The organism is Kluyvera sp. CHPC 1.251 (genome assembly GCF_036759945.1).
Classification (GTDB): Bacteria; Pseudomonadota; Gammaproteobacteria; order Enterobacterales; family Enterobacteriaceae; genus Kluyvera; species Kluyvera sichuanensis.
Window position 1 is genome coordinate 182,649 of record NZ_JAPKIC010000009.1, and the last position, 15,601, is coordinate 198,249.

The following is a 15,601-nucleotide window of genomic DNA, read 5'->3' on the forward strand; positions in this document are numbered from 1 at the left end:
GGCAATCCTAAGGTGGAAAAATGAAACGTGCCGTATCTCTACTGTTAATGATGTTACCGATGGCTAATCTGTTGGCGGCTCCCGGTAACGAAGGACAATATCGGTGGCAATCGGCCCCAAGCGAACAGCTTCAGGCTCAGCTGACCATTAAGGAAGCGATACTGCGGGCGTTTGCCCGCAACCCAAAAATCGCCCAGGCCTCCGCGCAGATTCGCGTCGGCCGGGCGAATCTTGATGAAGCGAAAAGCGCCTGGTTCCCGCAGATCTCCCTGCAGGGCAACATGGGGCGATCGCACCGTACTGACTCCGCCGGATCGTTGAATAACAACGGTTCTGGCGGCGTTTCGCTAAAACAGCTGCTGTACGATTTTGGTAAAACCGGCGGCAGTATCGATGAGCAGTACAACCTCTCCGACGCATGGCGCTTCGAGCTGTACAGCGCCCTCAACGATGTTGGTACGCAAACGCTGCAAACCTATCTTCAGGTAAAGCGCTATCAGGCGCTGGCGCAGGTAGCGCGTAATAATATTCAGTCGCTTCAGGCTATTCAGGAGATGGCGAAACTGCGTGCCCAGGCGGGCCTGAGCTCGCAGTCCGACGTGCTACAGGCGGAGTCGCGTATCGCTGGCATGAACGCCACGGTTGCCCAGTTTGAGGCGCAGAAACGCACCGCACAGGCGGCGCTAAGCGTGCTGACGGGAGTGGTGTCTGACAACCTGCCGGACCTTCCTGAAGATCTGATGAAGCAAAAATTCTCCGTTAACTCCCTTCCGTATGAACGCAGCAATGCGGTGCGCAGCGCCCAGTCTAAGCAGCTGGCGGCGGAACAGCGTATTCGTCAGGCGCAGGCCCAGCATTGGCCGACCATCTCGGTGCAGGCCGGGCGGACGCGCTATGAAAACGATCAGAGCAACTACTGGGACGATCAGGTGCAGCTGGTGGTTGATGCGCCACTCTACCAGGGCGGTGCGGTCAGTGCTCGCGTGGATGCCGCAGAAGGGGACCGGGCAAGCGCTCAGGCTCAGGTTGAAGCGAGCAAGCTGGACATGAACCAGCGCGCCGCGACCGCCTGGGCCGATCTGACCGGTGCTCAGATTCGCCAGCAGGCAGGGGAAGCGCAGTCGGCCACCGCCGAACTGGCCCGCCGGGTTTATCGCGATGAATATCGCCTCAGCAAGCGCAGCCTGAACGATTTGCTGAGTATTGAACAGGACGTTTTTCAGGCCGATAGCGCCACCATAACCGCACGCTATGACGCGTGGGATGCTGCCGTACGCTACGCGGGGGCCGCCGATAACCTGCTTGATATGTTAGGCATCGAGCGCAGCCGAACCGTTGGTGATGACTTACCCGCACTATAGACAACACGGATGCAGGAGTGGTTATGCAACAGCCGGATACCGAAAGCTGGATCAATGTGATGGTGCGTGCGGCAGGCCGCTTTGGCCTGCCTGCGGATGCACCTGCCGTGCGTCAACAGATGCGCTGGTTTGAAAATTTACCGATCGACGTACGCCTGCAAAGGTTGAGTGGGCTGATGGGGCTACAGGTGCACCGTGTCCCGGTGGCGAAAATGCGCTGGAGCGCACAGAACCTGCCCGCCATCGTACAGATGGAAAGCGGCGAAATCATGCTGCTGGAGTCGCTCAACGCCGAGGGGCTGGTGACCTACTGGCTCAGCAACGGTGGCGATCTGGTGCGGGAAGAGGCGCTGGAGACGCTGCTTGAGCGGATTACTTCTGATGTGGTCATGTTGGGCATTGCGGTACGCGGGCGTGACTCGCGTATCGATGACTTTACCCGCCCGTGGGAGGCGCACTGGTTCTGGCGTCATTTTCGTCATACCGGACGCAAGCTCTCCGAAATCGCGCTGGCCTCTATCGTCGGCAACGTGATGGCGCTGGGGGGGATTCTGTTTTCGATGCAGGTCTATGACCGGGTTATTCCTGCCCAGTCGTTCCCTACGCTGTGGGTACTGTTTTTTGGCGTGCTACTGGCGGCGGCGCTGGAGTTCTTTATCCGCCTGGCGCGAACCTACATCTCAGACATTATGGGTAAACATATCGACCTGAATTTATCGTCGATGTTTTTTGCCAGGGCGATGTCGATTAAAAATGATGCCAGGCCGAAGTCCACCGGATCGTTTATCTCGCAGCTGCGCGAGCTGGATCAGGTGCGCGAACTGCTGACCTCCACGACGGTGGGTGCGGCGATGGATATGCCCTTCGTGCTGCTGTTTATCGTGATCATCGCGATGGTCGGCGGCCCGTTGGTGGTGATCCCGCTGATCGCGATCCCGTTGATTGTGATCCCCGGTATTTTAGTGCAATGGCCGATGGCCAAGCTTGCTAAAGAGGGGATGCGTGAGAGCGCCATTCGCAACGCCGTGCTGGTGGAGTCGATTGAAGGGGTTGAGGACATTAAGGCGCTGCAGGCGGAGCCTTACTTCCAGCGTCAGTGGGAAACGACGCACGCCGTCGGGGCCAGCATCGGCATGAAGCAGCGAATCTGGGGGGCGCGGCTTAGCGGCTGGGCATCCACCGTTCAGCAGATCACCTACGCCGGCATGTTGGTGTTTGGCTGTTTCCTGGTAATTGATGGCAGCATCACCACCGGTACGCTGGTGGCGTGCAGCATGCTGTCGTCACGCACCATTGCGCCGCTGATGCAGCTGACGATGGTCTTCTCGCGCTGGCAACACGCGAAATCGGCGATGACCGGGCTGAACGAACTGCTGAAAAAACCGCTGGATAAAGAGTCGGATAAGAAGATGGCGCACTGCCCGGTGCTGGCGGGCCACTATCAGATGCAGCAGATGCAGTACAGCTATGACGTGGAAAAGGGCGAGCAGGCGCTGAATATTGACGGGCTGGAGATTATGCCTGGTGAACGGGTCGCCATTCTGGGGAAAACCGGGGCCGGAAAATCCACGCTGCTGCGGCTTTTTTCAGGGCAGGTTCAGGCCACCAAAGGCAAAACCATTATCGATGGCGTTGATATGGCGCACATCGACCCAACCGATGTCAGGCGGCAGGTTGGGTATCTCTCGCAGGACTCCAGGCTCTTTTTCGGCACGCTGCGGCAGAACCTGATGCTTGGCCATCCTCATGCGACCGAAGCAGAGCTGATTCAGGCGCTGCGGATTAGCGGAGCGATTACGCTGGTGCAGCAAAATGCCGCGAGCCTCGACCGCATGATTAACGAGGGTGGCCGCGGTTTATCGGGCGGGCAGCGGCAGATGGTGTTGCTGAGCCGCCTGATTGTGCGTAACCCGCAAATTGTGCTGCTGGACGAACCGACCGCTTCGATGGACGAACAGTTGGAAGAGTGGGTGATTCGGCAGCTTCAACAGTGGCTAACCGGGCGCACGCTGGTGTTGGTTACCCATCGCCCAGCCTTGCTCAAGCTGGTCGATCGCATTGTGGTGCTGGAAAACGGGAAAGTGGTGGCCGACGGCCCGCGCGATACGTTACTGAACCAGGCGAGGAAGAACAGCAACGTTGCCTCGATTGTTCCCGGAGGTGCGCAATGATTGAAGCGAAAATGCAGGATGAGCTGAATCGCCAGAGTCGTCTCTCGTCGTCGGTGGTTTGGTTAAGCTTTCTGGGGCTTGTCGTCTTTGTGCTGTGGGCCCGTTGGGCGATTCTCGATGAGGTGACCGTGGGGACGGGCAAGGTTACACCCTCTACCCATGCGCAGGTGATTGAGAGCCTGGACGGCGGTATCGTCAGCCAGTTGCTGGTGAAAGAGGGCGATATTGTCAATCGTGGTCAGATGCTGGCGCGCCTCGACCAGACGCGCTTTCAATCGAACTTCGGCGAAGCGGCGGTACGCGTCCGTTCGCTTCGGGCATCGAGCGAGCGTTTAAGCGCGGAGTTGAGCGGGTTGCCGCTGAAGTTTAGCGCCGAATCACTCCAGGAGCCCGCGCTGGTCGCCCGTGAGAAGCAACTGTATGAGTCCCGGCGCAGAACGCTGAATGAAACCCTCAGCAATCTGCAAAAAACGCTGCAGCTGGTGGATGCGGAAATCCGGATGACGAAGCCGCTGATTGCCCGAGGGGCAGCCGGTGAGGTAGAGGTGATCCGCCTTGAACGTCAGGCCGCTGAGCTGCGTGGCAAGATGGATGAGGCGCGCAACCAGTATGCGGTGAGGGCGCGGGAAGAGCAGGTGAAGAATGATGCCGACCTGGATGCGCAGCTGCAGGTGATGGCGGGTAAAGCCGACCAGGTTCAGCGAGCATCACTCTTTTCACCGGTGCGTGGAGTGGTGAAAGATATCCAGGTGAATACCGTCGGGGGGGTGCTGCAGCCCGGCGGCAAGCTGATGGAGATTGTACCACTGGAGGATCAGCTGCTTATCGAATCGCGGATTAACCCTCGCGATATTGCCTATATCCGCCCAGGCCTACCGGCGACCGTCAAGATTACCGCCTACGACACCTCTATCTATGGCGATTTAAAAGGCACCGTCGAGGTGGTTTCGCCTGACACTTTGCAGGATGAGGTGCGCCGAGATCAGTTTTACTACCGGGTTTACGTACGCACTCAACAGGCGGAGCTGGTAAATAAACAGGGTAAGCGTTTCCCGATCATGCCGGGGATGATTGCTAACGTGGAAATTAAGACCGGGCAGAAATCGGTATTGGATTACCTGATTAAGCCGCTGAACAAGATGAAGGAAGCGCTGAGGGAACGGTGAGTGAAACAATGCTTGCCTGCGGGTGCAGGCAAGCGTTGCCATAACTAGCGGCCAGCATGTTTCATAATGCGGGCTTTATCGAGCTGCCATTCGCGATCTTTCAGATCGGAACGTTTGTCGTGTTGTTTCTTCCCTTTCGCCACGCCGATTTTTACCTTACACCAGGCGTTTTTCCAGTACAGCGACAGCGCCACCACGGTGTAACCTTCGCGGTTGATACGCCCGAACAGCGAGTCCAGTTCGCGCTGGTTGAGCAGCAGTTTACGGGTGCGTGTAGGATCGCAAACGTAGTGCGTTGATGCTACGGCCATTGGGGTGAAGTTCGCGCCAAACAGGAAGGCTTCGCCATCTTTCAGGATGACGTAGCTGTCGCCAATGTTGGCTTTACCTGCGCGCAGGGATTTCACTTCCCAACCCTGGAGGGCAAGGCCCGCTTCAAATTCTTCTTCGATAAAGTATTCGTGGCGGGCGCGTTTATTCAGCGCAATCGTGGCTGATCCAGGTTTGTGTGCTTTTTTCTTTGTCATAATGTCCTGAACTTATCGCTTATCTCAATAACACTGCCTCAAGCTCCCGCGAGGCGCAATGGGTTATCTTAGCACGATATAGCCCGCCTCCGTTTTTTTTAGCAGTAGATAAATGATACTATTTACGCCGTGTTCGTGAATGGAAATTGCTATGCCTCAGATTAGCCGTACTGCGCTGGTTCCCTACAGCGCGGAGCAAATGTATCAACTGGTGAACGATGTGAATGCCTATCCGGATTTTATCCCCGGTTGTACAGGCAGCCGTGTTCTGGAGTCCGGCCCGACGCAAATGACGGCGGCGGTGGATGTCTCTAAGGCTGGTATCAGTAAGACCTTTACCACGCGTAATACGTTAACCAGCAACCAGAGCATCCTGATGCATCTGGTCGATGGGCCGTTTAAGAAATTGATTGGTGGCTGGAAGTTTACGCCGCTGAGCCAGGACGCCTGCAAGATTGAGTTCCAGCTTGATTTTGAGTTTACCAATAAGCTTATTGAGCTGGCGTTTGGCCGCATCTTTAAAGAGCTGGCGCTGAATATGGTGCAGGCGTTCACGATGCGCGCCCGCGAGGTGTACAGTGCCGGGTAAAATTGCCGTCGAAGTCGCATATGCGCTGCCGCAAAAGCAGTATCTGCAGCGGGTGACGCTGGATGAGGGCGCGACGGTGGAGCAGGCCATTCAGGCCAGCGGCCTGCTGACTCTGCGTGAGGATATTGACCTCGCTAAAAACAAGGTCGGTATCTACAGCCGCCCGGCGAAACTTGACGATGTGGTTCATGACGGTGACAGGGTAGAGATTTATCGCCCGCTGATTGCCGATCCGAAAGAACTGCGTCGCCAGCGCGCCCAGCAAAAGAGCTGACCACTCTGTAGGCCGGATAAGGCGAAGCCGCCATCCGGCAATCTGCGCAGATTGCAGACATAAAAAAAGCGCTCATTGAGCGCTTTTTTTGCATTTGTTACACACCGCCGCTGATTTATTTGGTCAGCGCTGGTTTGTTGTCGATGTTCGTCAGTACGCCGCTGCTGTTGAAGGTCAGGGTCAGCGTCTGCTGAGTGACGGACTCATGGCCCGGCTGCTGGCGGAAAACGTAGAACCAGGTGTTGGTGCCGAACGGGTCGGTCATCATCGGGGTACCTAAGGTATAGGCAACCTGTTGTTGCGTCATGCCAACACGAATTTTGGCAACATCATTAGGTACCAGATAGTTCCCCTGACTAATATCAGGACGGTAAACCACTCGCTCCAGAGTGGAACAGCCTGCAGTCATCATCAGAAGAACCGCTGCGGCAGCAGTCAGCGTTTTACAGCGCATAGTGATTTGATTCCTTTTCGGGCCCGAGCAGTACGCGGCTCATATGTAATGTGCCGATGATAATAGACCTGAGGTGAGTTGGAAACCTTTGATATCAGGTCTTACGGCGTTTTTATTGTGAACTCAGACTCTAAGAAATCAAAAAAGTTTATGCAGCCAGCAACTCTTTCGCGTTCGCCAGCGTATTCCGCGTGACTTCGCTACCGCCGAGAAGGCGCGCCAGCTCCTGCAGACGAGCACGTTTGTCCAGCGGCTGCATGTGCGTTTCGGTCATTGCGCCGTCGGTCTCTTTGCTGACGTAGAAGTGGTGGTGACCACAGCCTGCAACCTGCGGCAGGTGCGTTACGCACATCACCTGAGTGGATTCTCCCAACTGGCGCAGCAGCTTGCCGACGACTGCCGCCGTCGGGCCGCTGATACCCACGTCCACTTCATCGAAGATCAGCGCCGGGGTTTCCATCTTACGTGCTGTAATCACCTGAATGGCTAGCGCAATACGCGACAGCTCACCGCCGGACGCCACTTTGGCAATCGCCTGCAGCGGCTGACCGGGGTTGGTCGTCACGCGGAATTCAATGCGGTCTGCGCCTTCGGCGGTCAGGTGTTGCTCTTCAAAGCGGACGTCGATATCGAACAGGCCATGCGGCATGGAGAGCATGTGCATGCTGTCGGTAATCAGCTGTGAAAGCTCCTGAGCGCTTGCCTGACGCTGCGCATGCAGCTGGTGGGCCGTTTCCATCGCCAGCTGGTGATGGCGGGACACCGCGTGTTTCAGCGTCTCCAGCGAGTCGCTCTGATCGTCGAGTAGCTGCTGTTCGTCCAGCAGGGATTGATAGTACTCTGGCAGCGCTTCCGGCGAGATTTGATGCTTACGCGCGAGTGAAATCTGTTTCGACAGACGCTGCTCCAGCTCGTACAGACGGTTAGGGTCGAGATCCAGACGGTCGCAGTAGTGGCGCAGCTCGTCGCTGGCTTCACTCAGCTGAATGGCCGCTTCTTCCAGCATATCCAGCACGCCAGCGAGTTTGCCATCCATGCTCGCCAGTTCACCTGCCAGCTGGCGGGCGGTGTAGAGCTGGCTTTGCAGGTTGGCGTCCTCACCATCGGCAAGGATGGCCAGCGCATGCTGGCTGGTGGCGATAAGCTGCCCGCTGTTGGCGAGGCGCTTGTACTCTTCGTCAATTTGTTCGTATTCGCCCGGCCGCGGGTGGAATTCGATAAGCTCTTTCAACTGATACTGGAGCAGCTCTGCGCGAGCGGCACGTTCCTGGCTTTGCTGCTGATGAGTTGCCAGATCGCGGCAGCTTTGGTTCCACAGACGGTAATGCTCGGCCATTTGTTGTGCGAGCGCTGACTCACCGACGTAGGCATCAAGCAGGGTTTTCTGATGTTCAGGCTTCACCAGCTGCTGGTGCGCGTGTTGACCGTGGATCTGGATAAGCAGCTGACCCAGTTCACGCAGCTGCGACAGCGGCACGGCGGTGCCGTTGATAAAGCCGCGTGAGCGGCCATCGCTGCTGATGACGCGGCGCAGCAGGCATTCACGGCCATCTTCCAGCTGGTTCTCTTCGAGCCAGCGCAGGGCGGCAGGGGTATCTTTGAGTGCGAAGCGGGCGCAGAGGTCGGCGCGGCTGGCGCCAGCACGAACCATATCAGCTTCGGCGCGGCCACCCAGGCATAAGCCGAGGGCATCGATTGCAATTGATTTACCGGCCCCGGTTTCGCCGGTGATGGCCGTCATGCCGCTGTTGAAGTCGATTTCAAGTTCACGAACGATGGCAAAATTGCTGATGGTCAGTTGTGCTAACATAGCCGCTTCCTGTATGAAAACCCATAACTGTGTTTTCATACAGTATAAACTGGTTTTTTATCCAGTAAAGAGGCGGCGACAAAATTAGAACAATTTTTTTGACCAGCCGAGCTTGGTGCTTAATGTGTTGAAATAGCTGTAGTCTTTAGGGTGGATCAGGTTGAGGTGATAATCGCTGCGGCGAATGAGCACATCTTCTCCTTCCTGAATCGGCAGCGCTATCTGGCTGTCACAGCTGATTTCAAGGTCGCTGCGGCGGTGCGAGAAGCGCAGGCGAATGGTGCTGTTGCTGTTAATCACCAGCGGGCGTGCCGACAGCGTGTGCGGGAACATCGGCACCAGGGTGATGGCATCCAGAGAAGGCGTCAGAATGGGGCCGCCCGCCGAGAGTGAGTATGCCGTGGAACCGGTTGGTGTAGAGATAATTAATCCGTCTGAGCGCTGGGAGAAGGCGAAGGTTTCGTCGATATAGACTTCAAACTCAATCATATGGGCGACTTTACCTGGATGCAGCACGACCTCATTGATGGCGGTACTGATGCGCTTCTGGCAGTTTTGCTGGCAAACCTGCGCTTCCAGCAGGAAACGTTTTTCGGCAATAAAGTTACCGTCCAGCACATCGGCTAATTGCTGGTGCGCATTGTCAGGGTCAAGGTCGGTGAGAAAGCCGAGGTTGCCGCGGTTAATGCCGATAACGCTGATGTCGTAACGGGCAAGGGTACGCGCCGCGCCGAGCATATTGCCGTCGCCGCCGACCACCACCGCCAGATCCGCTTTCTGGCCAATTTCCGCCAGCGTACCGGTCTGGACGTTATCCAGTTTGAGTTCTTTGGCTATCTGACGCTCGACAATCACCTCGTAGCCTTTGGTGCACAGCCAACGATAGAGCATTTCATGTGTCGTCAGCGCCGTTGGGTGACGTGGGTGTCCTACAATACCGATACACTTGAAATGATTGTTCATTTTCTGAATGTCCTTGTGCCAAAGATGGGTGACAATGTGAGAGCTTCCCTTGAAACCCGGAATCTGATCCCCATAATAAGCGAAGTTAGCGAGATGATTGCGAAAAAACGCGGAGAAATTCATGAGTAGTAAAGAACAGAAAACGCCTGAGGGGCAATCCCCGGAAGAAATTATCATGGATCAGCACGAAGAAGTTGAGGCGGTTGAACCAAACGCTGCTGCTGAACAGGTGGATCCGCGCGACGAAAAAATTGCGAACCTCGAATCGCAGTTAGCGGAAGCCGAAACCCGCGAACGCGAAAGCGTCCTGCGCGTGAAGGCGGAAATGGAAAACCTGCGTCGCCGTACTGAAATCGATGTTGAGAAGGCGCACAAGTTCGCGCTGGAAAAATTCGTCAACGAATTGCTGCCGGTGCTGGATAGCCTGGACCGCGCGCTGGAAGTGGCGAACAAAGACAACGAAGACATGGCGCCGATGATCGAAGGTATCGAGCTGACCCGTAAGTCGATGCTGGACGTGGTGGCGAAGTTTGGCGTGCAGGTCGTGGCGGACATTAACGTCCCAATGGACCCGAACGTACACCAGGCCATTGCGATGGTTGAGTCCGAAGAGGTCGCTGCTGGCAACGTGCTGATGGTGATGCAGAAGGGTTATACCCTGAACGGTCGTACCATTCGCGCGGCGATGGTCTCCGTCGCGAAAGCGAAAGCATAATCTTCGCTTAACCCTCTCCCCTGGCGGGGAGAGGGGCTATTCTTTAGTCCTTCACGCTTTCCCGTAGCGGCTTCACCGGATTCACCTGCACCTGCTTAATCACGTTATCCTGTACGTCGAGAATATCGATATCGTACTGGGCGATGCGCACGCGCGTACCCGCTGCTGGGATCTCTTCTAACGCTTCCACAATGATGCCGTTAATGGTGCGCGCTTCGTCCTCCGGCAGATGCCAGTTGAAGGCTTTATTTAGCTCGCGCACGTTGGCACCGCCGTCGATAATCACCGAGCCATCGTTCTGCGGGTTAACCTCTTCGGCCAGCGATGGTGACATTGACGTGGTAAAGTCGCCGACGATCTCTTCCAGAATATCTTCGACCGTGACCAGCCCCTGAATATCACCGTATTCGTCGACCACCAGGCCGACTTTCTTCTTGTTGCGCTGGAACTTCACCAACTGTGTGCTAAGCGGGGTACCTTCCGGGACGAAGTAAATCTCATCGGCGGCGCGCAGCATCACCTCTTTGGTAAACTCCTTTTTCTCGGTCATCAGGCGATAGGCTTCGCGTACGCGCAGCATGCTGATGGCATCGTCCAGCGAGTCACGGTACAGCACGATGCGGCCGTGCGGCGAGTGGGTGAGCTGGCGAACGATAGATTTCCAGTCATCGTTGATGTTGATACCGACGATTTCATTGCGCGGCACCATGATGTCATCGACGCTGACTTTTTCGAGATCCAGCACCGACAGCAGCATGTCCTGGTTGCGGCGCGAGATCTGCGAGCGGGATTCGTTCACGATGGTGCGCAGTTCATCTTTACTGAGCGCACTGCTGATGGTGATATCGGTTTTAATGCCCATCATGCGCATCAGAATGCGGGTAATCAGGTTCAGGAACCAGACCAGCGGCATCATCAGAATTTGCAGCGGTGCCAGCAGGAAGCTGCTTGGATAGGCCACTTTTTCCGGGTAGAGCGCGGCAATGGTTTTTGGCAGTACTTCTGCGAATACCAGCACCACGAAGGTTAGCACCCCGGTGGCGATAGCGACGCCCAGGTCGCCATACAGGCGCATGCCGACGATGGTGCCAAGCGCTGAGGCCAGGATGTTGACGAGGTTGTTGCCAATCAGCACCAGGCTGATAAGACGGTCAGGCTTTTGCAGCAGCTTTTCGACGCGACGCGCCGGTTTGTTGCCCTGTTTTGCCAGATGACGAAGCCGATAGCGGTTCAGCGTCATCATGCCGGTTTCAGAACCTGAGAAATAGGCAGAGATGACCACCATGATGATCAGCGTAACGATCAGCGTGGTGGTTGAGATATGTTCCAAGAGGATTCCTTAGTACTTAGCCCACAAATTGTTGAATGACACGACTACCGAAATAGGCGAGCGTCAGGATGCCGGCACCGGCAACGTTAAACCAGACGACCCGGCGACCGCGCCACCCTTCATGGTAGTGGCCCCATAACAAGACGATATAGACGAACCAGGCGATGATGGAAAGGACGGCCTTGTCGATATTTTCCATGCTAAAGAGGTTATGCATGTAAAACAGGCCGGTACAGAGCGTCAGCGTGAGCAGCACGACGCCAACCTGGGTGATGTGAAACATTTTACGTTCAATGACCATCAGCGGCGGCATTTCATGGCTGAACGCCAGCTTCTTGTTCTTAAGCTGATAGTCAATCCACGCCAGCTGCAGCGCATACAGCGCGGCAATAATCAGCGTGGCATAGGAAAACAGCGATAGCCCGATATGCACCATCATTCCCGGCGTGGCTTCCAGGTGAGTAATAAACTCGTTGGGCATAAAGGTGGCGAAGGCGAGGTTGATCAGCGCAAAAGCGTAGACGATAGGCAACAGCAGCCAGCCGCGGTTTCGCGAGGCGACGATGGTCATCACCGTACAGATCATCAGGCTCACCAGCGAGCCGACGTTCAACAGGCTGAGGTTCTGCCCGCTTTCACCGCCCGGTAGAATACGGGCTTCCAGCGCAAACGCGTGGCACACCAGCGCAACGGTGGCAGAAAGAATCGCCATACGCCGCCAGCCGCTGTTTTTTTGCAGCAGACCGGGAATGATCAGCGCGAGGCTGATGGAGTAGGCAACAAGCGCGAGCAGGGCAAAAACAGGCATAAAGTGTCGGCAGTCGTCAAATAGAAGAAAGAGAAGCAGTATATACGCAAAATCATTCGAGTTGTATCAAGGCGCATAGCCTGCGTGAAGGATGATGTGAATGGCGTAACGTGATGCAGCGCTAACCGCAGCATCACAACTCCTCCGCTGTCGTGTTATACTCCGGCAAATTTCCGTATTTTTGGTCGCGTTAGCGACTCACGTTTCCACCCCAGGCGAGAGACAATGTTTGATAATTTAACCGATCGTTTGTCGCGCACGCTGCGCAATATCAGTGGCCGTGGACGCCTTACTGAAGACAACGTAAAAGAGACGCTGCGCGAAGTGCGCATGGCGCTGCTGGAGGCTGACGTTGCGCTGCCGGTAGTGCGTGATTTTATCAATCGCGTAAAAGAAAAAGCGGTTGGTCACGAAGTTAACAAGAGCCTGACTCCGGGTCAGGAGTTCGTCAAAATCGTTCGTAGCGAACTGGTTTCGGCGATGGGTGAAGAGAACGAGACGCTAAATCTGGCGGCGCAGCCACCGGCCGTAGTGCTGATGGCGGGCCTGCAGGGTGCGGGTAAAACCACAAGCGTCGGTAAGCTCGGTAAGTTCCTGCGCGAGAAGCACAAGAAGAAAGTGCTGGTCGTCTCTGCCGACGTTTATCGCCCGGCGGCGATCAAACAGCTGGAAACCCTGGCTGAACAGGTTGGCGTAGACTTCTTCCCGTCCGACGTGGGCCAGAAGCCTATCGACATCGTTAACGCGGCGCTGAAAGAAGCGAAGCTGAAATTCTACGACGTGCTGCTGGTGGATACCGCCGGTCGTCTGCACGTTGATGAAGCGATGATGGACGAAATCAAGCAGGTTCACGCGGCGATCAAGCCAGTTGAAACCCTGTTTGTCGTCGACGCAATGACCGGCCAGGATGCGGCGAATACCGCCAAGGCCTTCAACGAAGCGCTGCCGCTGACCGGCGTGGTGCTGACCAAGGTCGACGGTGATGCGCGCGGCGGTGCGGCGCTCTCCATTCGTCACATTACCGGTAAGCCAATCAAGTTCCTCGGCGTCGGCGAGAAAACCGAAGCGCTGGAGCCGTTCCATCCGGATCGTATCGCCTCCCGTATCCTCGGCATGGGCGACGTGCTGTCGCTTATCGAAGATATCGAGAGCAAGGTTGACCGCGCGCAGGCTGAGAAACTGGCGACTAAACTTAAGAAGGGCGACGGTTTCGACCTGAATGACTTCTTAGACCAGCTGAAGCAGATGAAGAACATGGGCGGTATGGCAAGCCTGATGGGCAAACTGCCGGGCATGGGTCAGCTTCCTGACAACGTCAAATCCCAGATGGATGACAAAGTGCTGGTGCGTATGGAAGCGATCATCAACTCGATGACGCTGAAAGAGCGCGCGAAGCCGGAAATCATCAAAGGTTCCCGCAAACGTCGTATCGCCCAGGGCTGTGGCCTGCAGGTGCAGGACGTGAACCGTCTGCTGAAGCAGTTCGACGACATGCAGCGCATGATGAAGAAGATGAAGTCGAAGGGCGGCATGATGAAAATGATGCGCGGAATGAAGGGGATGATGCCACCAGGATTCCCTGGCCGTTAATCCCTCCGTTGAAGTGTGCTGGCTTCGGTTAGCGCACTTCGACAATGACAAACACGCCGACTTTGCTCTGCCTATGACGGTAACGCCCTGGTTATCGTGCGGTAAAAGGCAGATGTTGATTGCAATTCCCCCAAAAATGAGTAAAATTTTCGGGCTTTTAATATGACACCGGGCCCCTTCCCTCGATGGGGCCCGGTTGTTCTATTCACACAAGAGGATGTTATGGTAACTATTCGTTTAGCTCGTCACGGCGCTAAAAAGCGTCCGTTCTACCAGGTTGTTGTTACTGACAGCCGTAACGCACGTAACGGTCGCTTCATCGAGCGCGTTGGCTTCTTCAACCCAATCGCTTCTGCGACTGAAGAAGGCACCCGTCTGGACCTGGATCGTATCGCACACTGGGTTGGCCAGGGCGCAACTATCTCTGATCGCGTATCTGCGCTGATCAAAGAAGCTAAGAAAGCAGCTTAATCTGTCACGGTGGTCATGATGAGCAAGCAACACACCGCACAAGCACCTGTTGATCCGATCGTATTGGGGAAAATGGGTTCTTCCTACGGTATCCGTGGTTGGCTCAGAGTGTTTTCCTCCACCGAAGACGCCGAAAGCATTTTTGACTATCAGCCCTGGTTAATCCAGAAGGCGGGTCAGTGGCAGACCGTTGAGCTGGAAAGCTGGCGCTACCACAATCAGGATATCGTCATTAAGCTGAAAGGCGTTGACGATCGCGATGCCGCGAATCTGCTGACGAACTGCGAAATTATCGTGGATTCCTCGCAGCTGCCGGCGCTGGAAGATGGAAGCTATTACTGGAAAGACCTGATGGGCTGCCAGGTAGTGACCACTGAAGGCTACGGTCTCGGTAAAGTCATCGATATGATGGAAACCGGGTCGAATGACGTTCTCGTCATTAAGGCAAACCTGAAAGATGCATTTGGCATCAAGGAGCGGTTGGTTCCGTTCCTCGATGGGCAGGTTATCAAGAAAGTCGATCTCGCTACTCGTACTATCGAAGTAGATTGGGATCCTGGTTTTTAAACCACCGGATAAACGGTAAAAGACGGCGCTATGTGGATTGGCATAATTAGCCTGTTTCCTGAAATGTTCCGCGCAATTACCGATTACGGGGTAACTGGCCGGGCAGTTAAAAATGGCCTGCTGAACATCCAGAGCTGGAGTCCTCGTGACTTCACGCATGACCGGCACCGTACCGTGGACGATCGTCCTTACGGCGGCGGACCGGGGATGTTAATGATGGTGCAACCTTTACGGGACGCCATTCATGCAGCAAAAGCCGCGGCAGGTGAAGGCGCGAAGGTGATTTATCTGTCACCTCAGGGACGCAAGCTTGATCAAGCGGGCGTCAGCGAACTGGCCACGAATCAAAAGCTGATTCTGGTATGTGGTCGCTACGAAGGCATAGATGAGCGCGTGATTCAGACCGAGATTGACGAAGAATGGTCTATCGGCGATTACGTTCTCAGCGGTGGTGAGTTACCGGCAATGACGCTGATCGACTCCGTTTCCCGGTTTATTCCGGGCGTACTGGGTCATGAAGCTTCAGCATTCGAAGATTCGTTTGCTGATGGATTGCTGGACTGTCCACACTATACTCGCCCTGAAGTGTTGGAAGGGATGGAGGTACCGCCGGTTCTGCTGTCGGGAAACCATGCTGAGATACGTCGCTGGCGTTTGAAGCAGTCGCTGGGCCGCTCCTGGCTTAGAAGACCTGAACTTCTGGAAAACCTGGCTCTGACTGAAGAGCAAGCAAGGTTGCTGGCGGAGTTCAAACAGGAACACGCAAAACAGCAACATAAACATGATGGGCTGGTCTGAGACCCCC

At 55.7% G+C, this 15,601-nt stretch carries 16 protein-coding genes; 10 read left to right on the forward strand and 6 right to left on the reverse strand.

Translation table 11 applies throughout. The features are described 5' to 3' along the window. Positions 1 to 47 precede the first annotated feature (47 nt). Genes V6940_RS17765 through V6940_RS17775 form a run of 3 tightly spaced genes read left to right on the forward strand, consistent with a single transcriptional unit; the run spans position 48 to position 4,698 of the window. Complete coding sequence (locus V6940_RS17765; RefSeq protein WP_255581327.1) at positions 48 to 1,361, forward strand: TolC family outer membrane protein; 1,314 nt, start codon at positions 48 to 50, stop codon at positions 1,359 to 1,361. Positions 1,362 to 1,384: 23 nt separating this feature from the next. Continuing rightward, positions 1,385 to 3,532: a type I secretion system permease/ATPase gene (locus V6940_RS17770; protein WP_333496742.1), complete on the forward strand. Its 2,148-nt coding sequence runs from the start codon at positions 1,385 to 1,387 to the stop codon at positions 3,530 to 3,532. Further along, on the forward strand, positions 3,529 to 4,698 hold the full coding sequence (locus V6940_RS17775) for an HlyD family efflux transporter periplasmic adaptor subunit (protein WP_333496743.1): 1,170 nt from the start codon (positions 3,529 to 3,531) through the stop codon (positions 4,696 to 4,698). The genes V6940_RS17770 and V6940_RS17775 overlap by 4 nt, the downstream gene beginning before the upstream one ends. 44 nt (positions 4,699 to 4,742) lie before the next feature. Here the strand turns inward: V6940_RS17775 and smpB are convergent, their stop codons facing one another. After that, complete coding sequence (smpB, locus tag V6940_RS17780) at positions 4,743 to 5,225, reverse strand: SsrA-binding protein SmpB (protein WP_035894933.1); 483 nt, start codon at positions 5,223 to 5,225, stop codon at positions 4,743 to 4,745. Between the two features lie 151 nt (positions 5,226 to 5,376). On the opposite strand from smpB, the gene V6940_RS17785 reads away from it, so the two are divergent. Both V6940_RS17785 and V6940_RS17790 read left to right on the forward strand, forming a co-directional pair. Next, positions 5,377 to 5,814 (forward strand): type II toxin-antitoxin system RatA family toxin, encoded by a 438-nt coding sequence (locus V6940_RS17785; protein WP_220439695.1) that lies wholly within the window; start codon positions 5,377 to 5,379, stop codon positions 5,812 to 5,814. Beyond that, entirely contained in the window at positions 5,804 to 6,088 is a 285-nt protein-coding gene (locus V6940_RS17790) for an RnfH family protein (protein WP_333496744.1), read from the forward strand. Before V6940_RS17785 ends, V6940_RS17790 begins: the two co-directional genes overlap by 11 nt. Before the next feature lie 115 nt (positions 6,089 to 6,203). Here the strand turns inward: V6940_RS17790 and bamE are convergent, their stop codons facing one another. From bamE to nadK, 3 genes are all read right to left on the reverse strand, one after another. Beyond that, complete coding sequence (bamE, locus tag V6940_RS17795; RefSeq protein ID WP_035894936.1) at positions 6,204 to 6,542, reverse strand: outer membrane protein assembly factor BamE; 339 nt, start codon at positions 6,540 to 6,542, stop codon at positions 6,204 to 6,206. A 148-nt stretch (positions 6,543 to 6,690) separates the two neighbouring features. Then, positions 6,691 to 8,352 (reverse strand): DNA repair protein RecN, encoded by a 1,662-nt coding sequence (gene recN / locus V6940_RS17800; RefSeq protein WP_333496745.1) that lies wholly within the window; start codon positions 8,350 to 8,352, stop codon positions 6,691 to 6,693. A gap of 84 nt (positions 8,353 to 8,436) precedes the next feature. Continuing rightward, entirely contained in the window at positions 8,437 to 9,315 is an 879-nt protein-coding gene (nadK, locus tag V6940_RS17805; protein WP_185668761.1) for an NAD(+) kinase, read from the reverse strand. Between the two features lie 121 nt (positions 9,316 to 9,436). On the opposite strand from nadK, the gene grpE reads away from it, so the two are divergent. Beyond that, positions 9,437 to 10,030, forward strand: coding sequence for a nucleotide exchange factor GrpE (grpE, locus tag V6940_RS17810; protein ID WP_333496746.1), 594 nt, complete (start codon positions 9,437 to 9,439; stop codon positions 10,028 to 10,030). A gap of 43 nt (positions 10,031 to 10,073) precedes the next feature. Here the strand turns inward: grpE and V6940_RS17815 are convergent, their stop codons facing one another. Next, positions 10,074 to 11,360: an HlyC/CorC family transporter gene (locus tag V6940_RS17815; protein WP_185668763.1), complete on the reverse strand. Its 1,287-nt coding sequence runs from the start codon at positions 11,358 to 11,360 to the stop codon at positions 10,074 to 10,076. Positions 11,361 to 11,376: 16 nt separating this feature from the next. After that, entirely contained in the window at positions 11,377 to 12,168 is a 792-nt protein-coding gene (locus V6940_RS17820; RefSeq protein WP_185668764.1) for a cytochrome C assembly family protein, read from the reverse strand. 225 nt (positions 12,169 to 12,393) lie between these two features. On the opposite strand from V6940_RS17820, the gene ffh reads away from it, so the two are divergent. The 4 genes from ffh (at position 12,394) to trmD (ending at position 15,594) form a co-directional block, all read left to right on the forward strand. Next, the gene (gene ffh, locus V6940_RS17825) at positions 12,394 to 13,758 is read left to right on the forward strand and encodes a signal recognition particle protein (RefSeq protein WP_185668765.1); all 1,365 of its coding nucleotides are present in this window, start codon (positions 12,394 to 12,396) and stop codon (positions 13,756 to 13,758) included. 222 nt (positions 13,759 to 13,980) lie between these two features. Beyond that, on the forward strand, positions 13,981 to 14,229 hold the full coding sequence (rpsP, locus tag V6940_RS17830; protein WP_185064520.1) for a 30S ribosomal protein S16: 249 nt from the start codon (positions 13,981 to 13,983) through the stop codon (positions 14,227 to 14,229). An 18-nt stretch (positions 14,230 to 14,247) separates the two neighbouring features. Next, the gene (gene rimM, locus V6940_RS17835; protein WP_035894946.1) at positions 14,248 to 14,796 is read left to right on the forward strand and encodes a ribosome maturation factor RimM; all 549 of its coding nucleotides are present in this window, start codon (positions 14,248 to 14,250) and stop codon (positions 14,794 to 14,796) included. Positions 14,797 to 14,826: 30 nt separating this feature from the next. Beyond that, complete coding sequence (trmD, locus tag V6940_RS17840) at positions 14,827 to 15,594, forward strand: tRNA (guanosine(37)-N1)-methyltransferase TrmD (RefSeq protein ID WP_333496747.1); 768 nt, start codon at positions 14,827 to 14,829, stop codon at positions 15,592 to 15,594. The last annotated feature ends 7 nt before the right edge of the window (positions 15,595 to 15,601 follow it).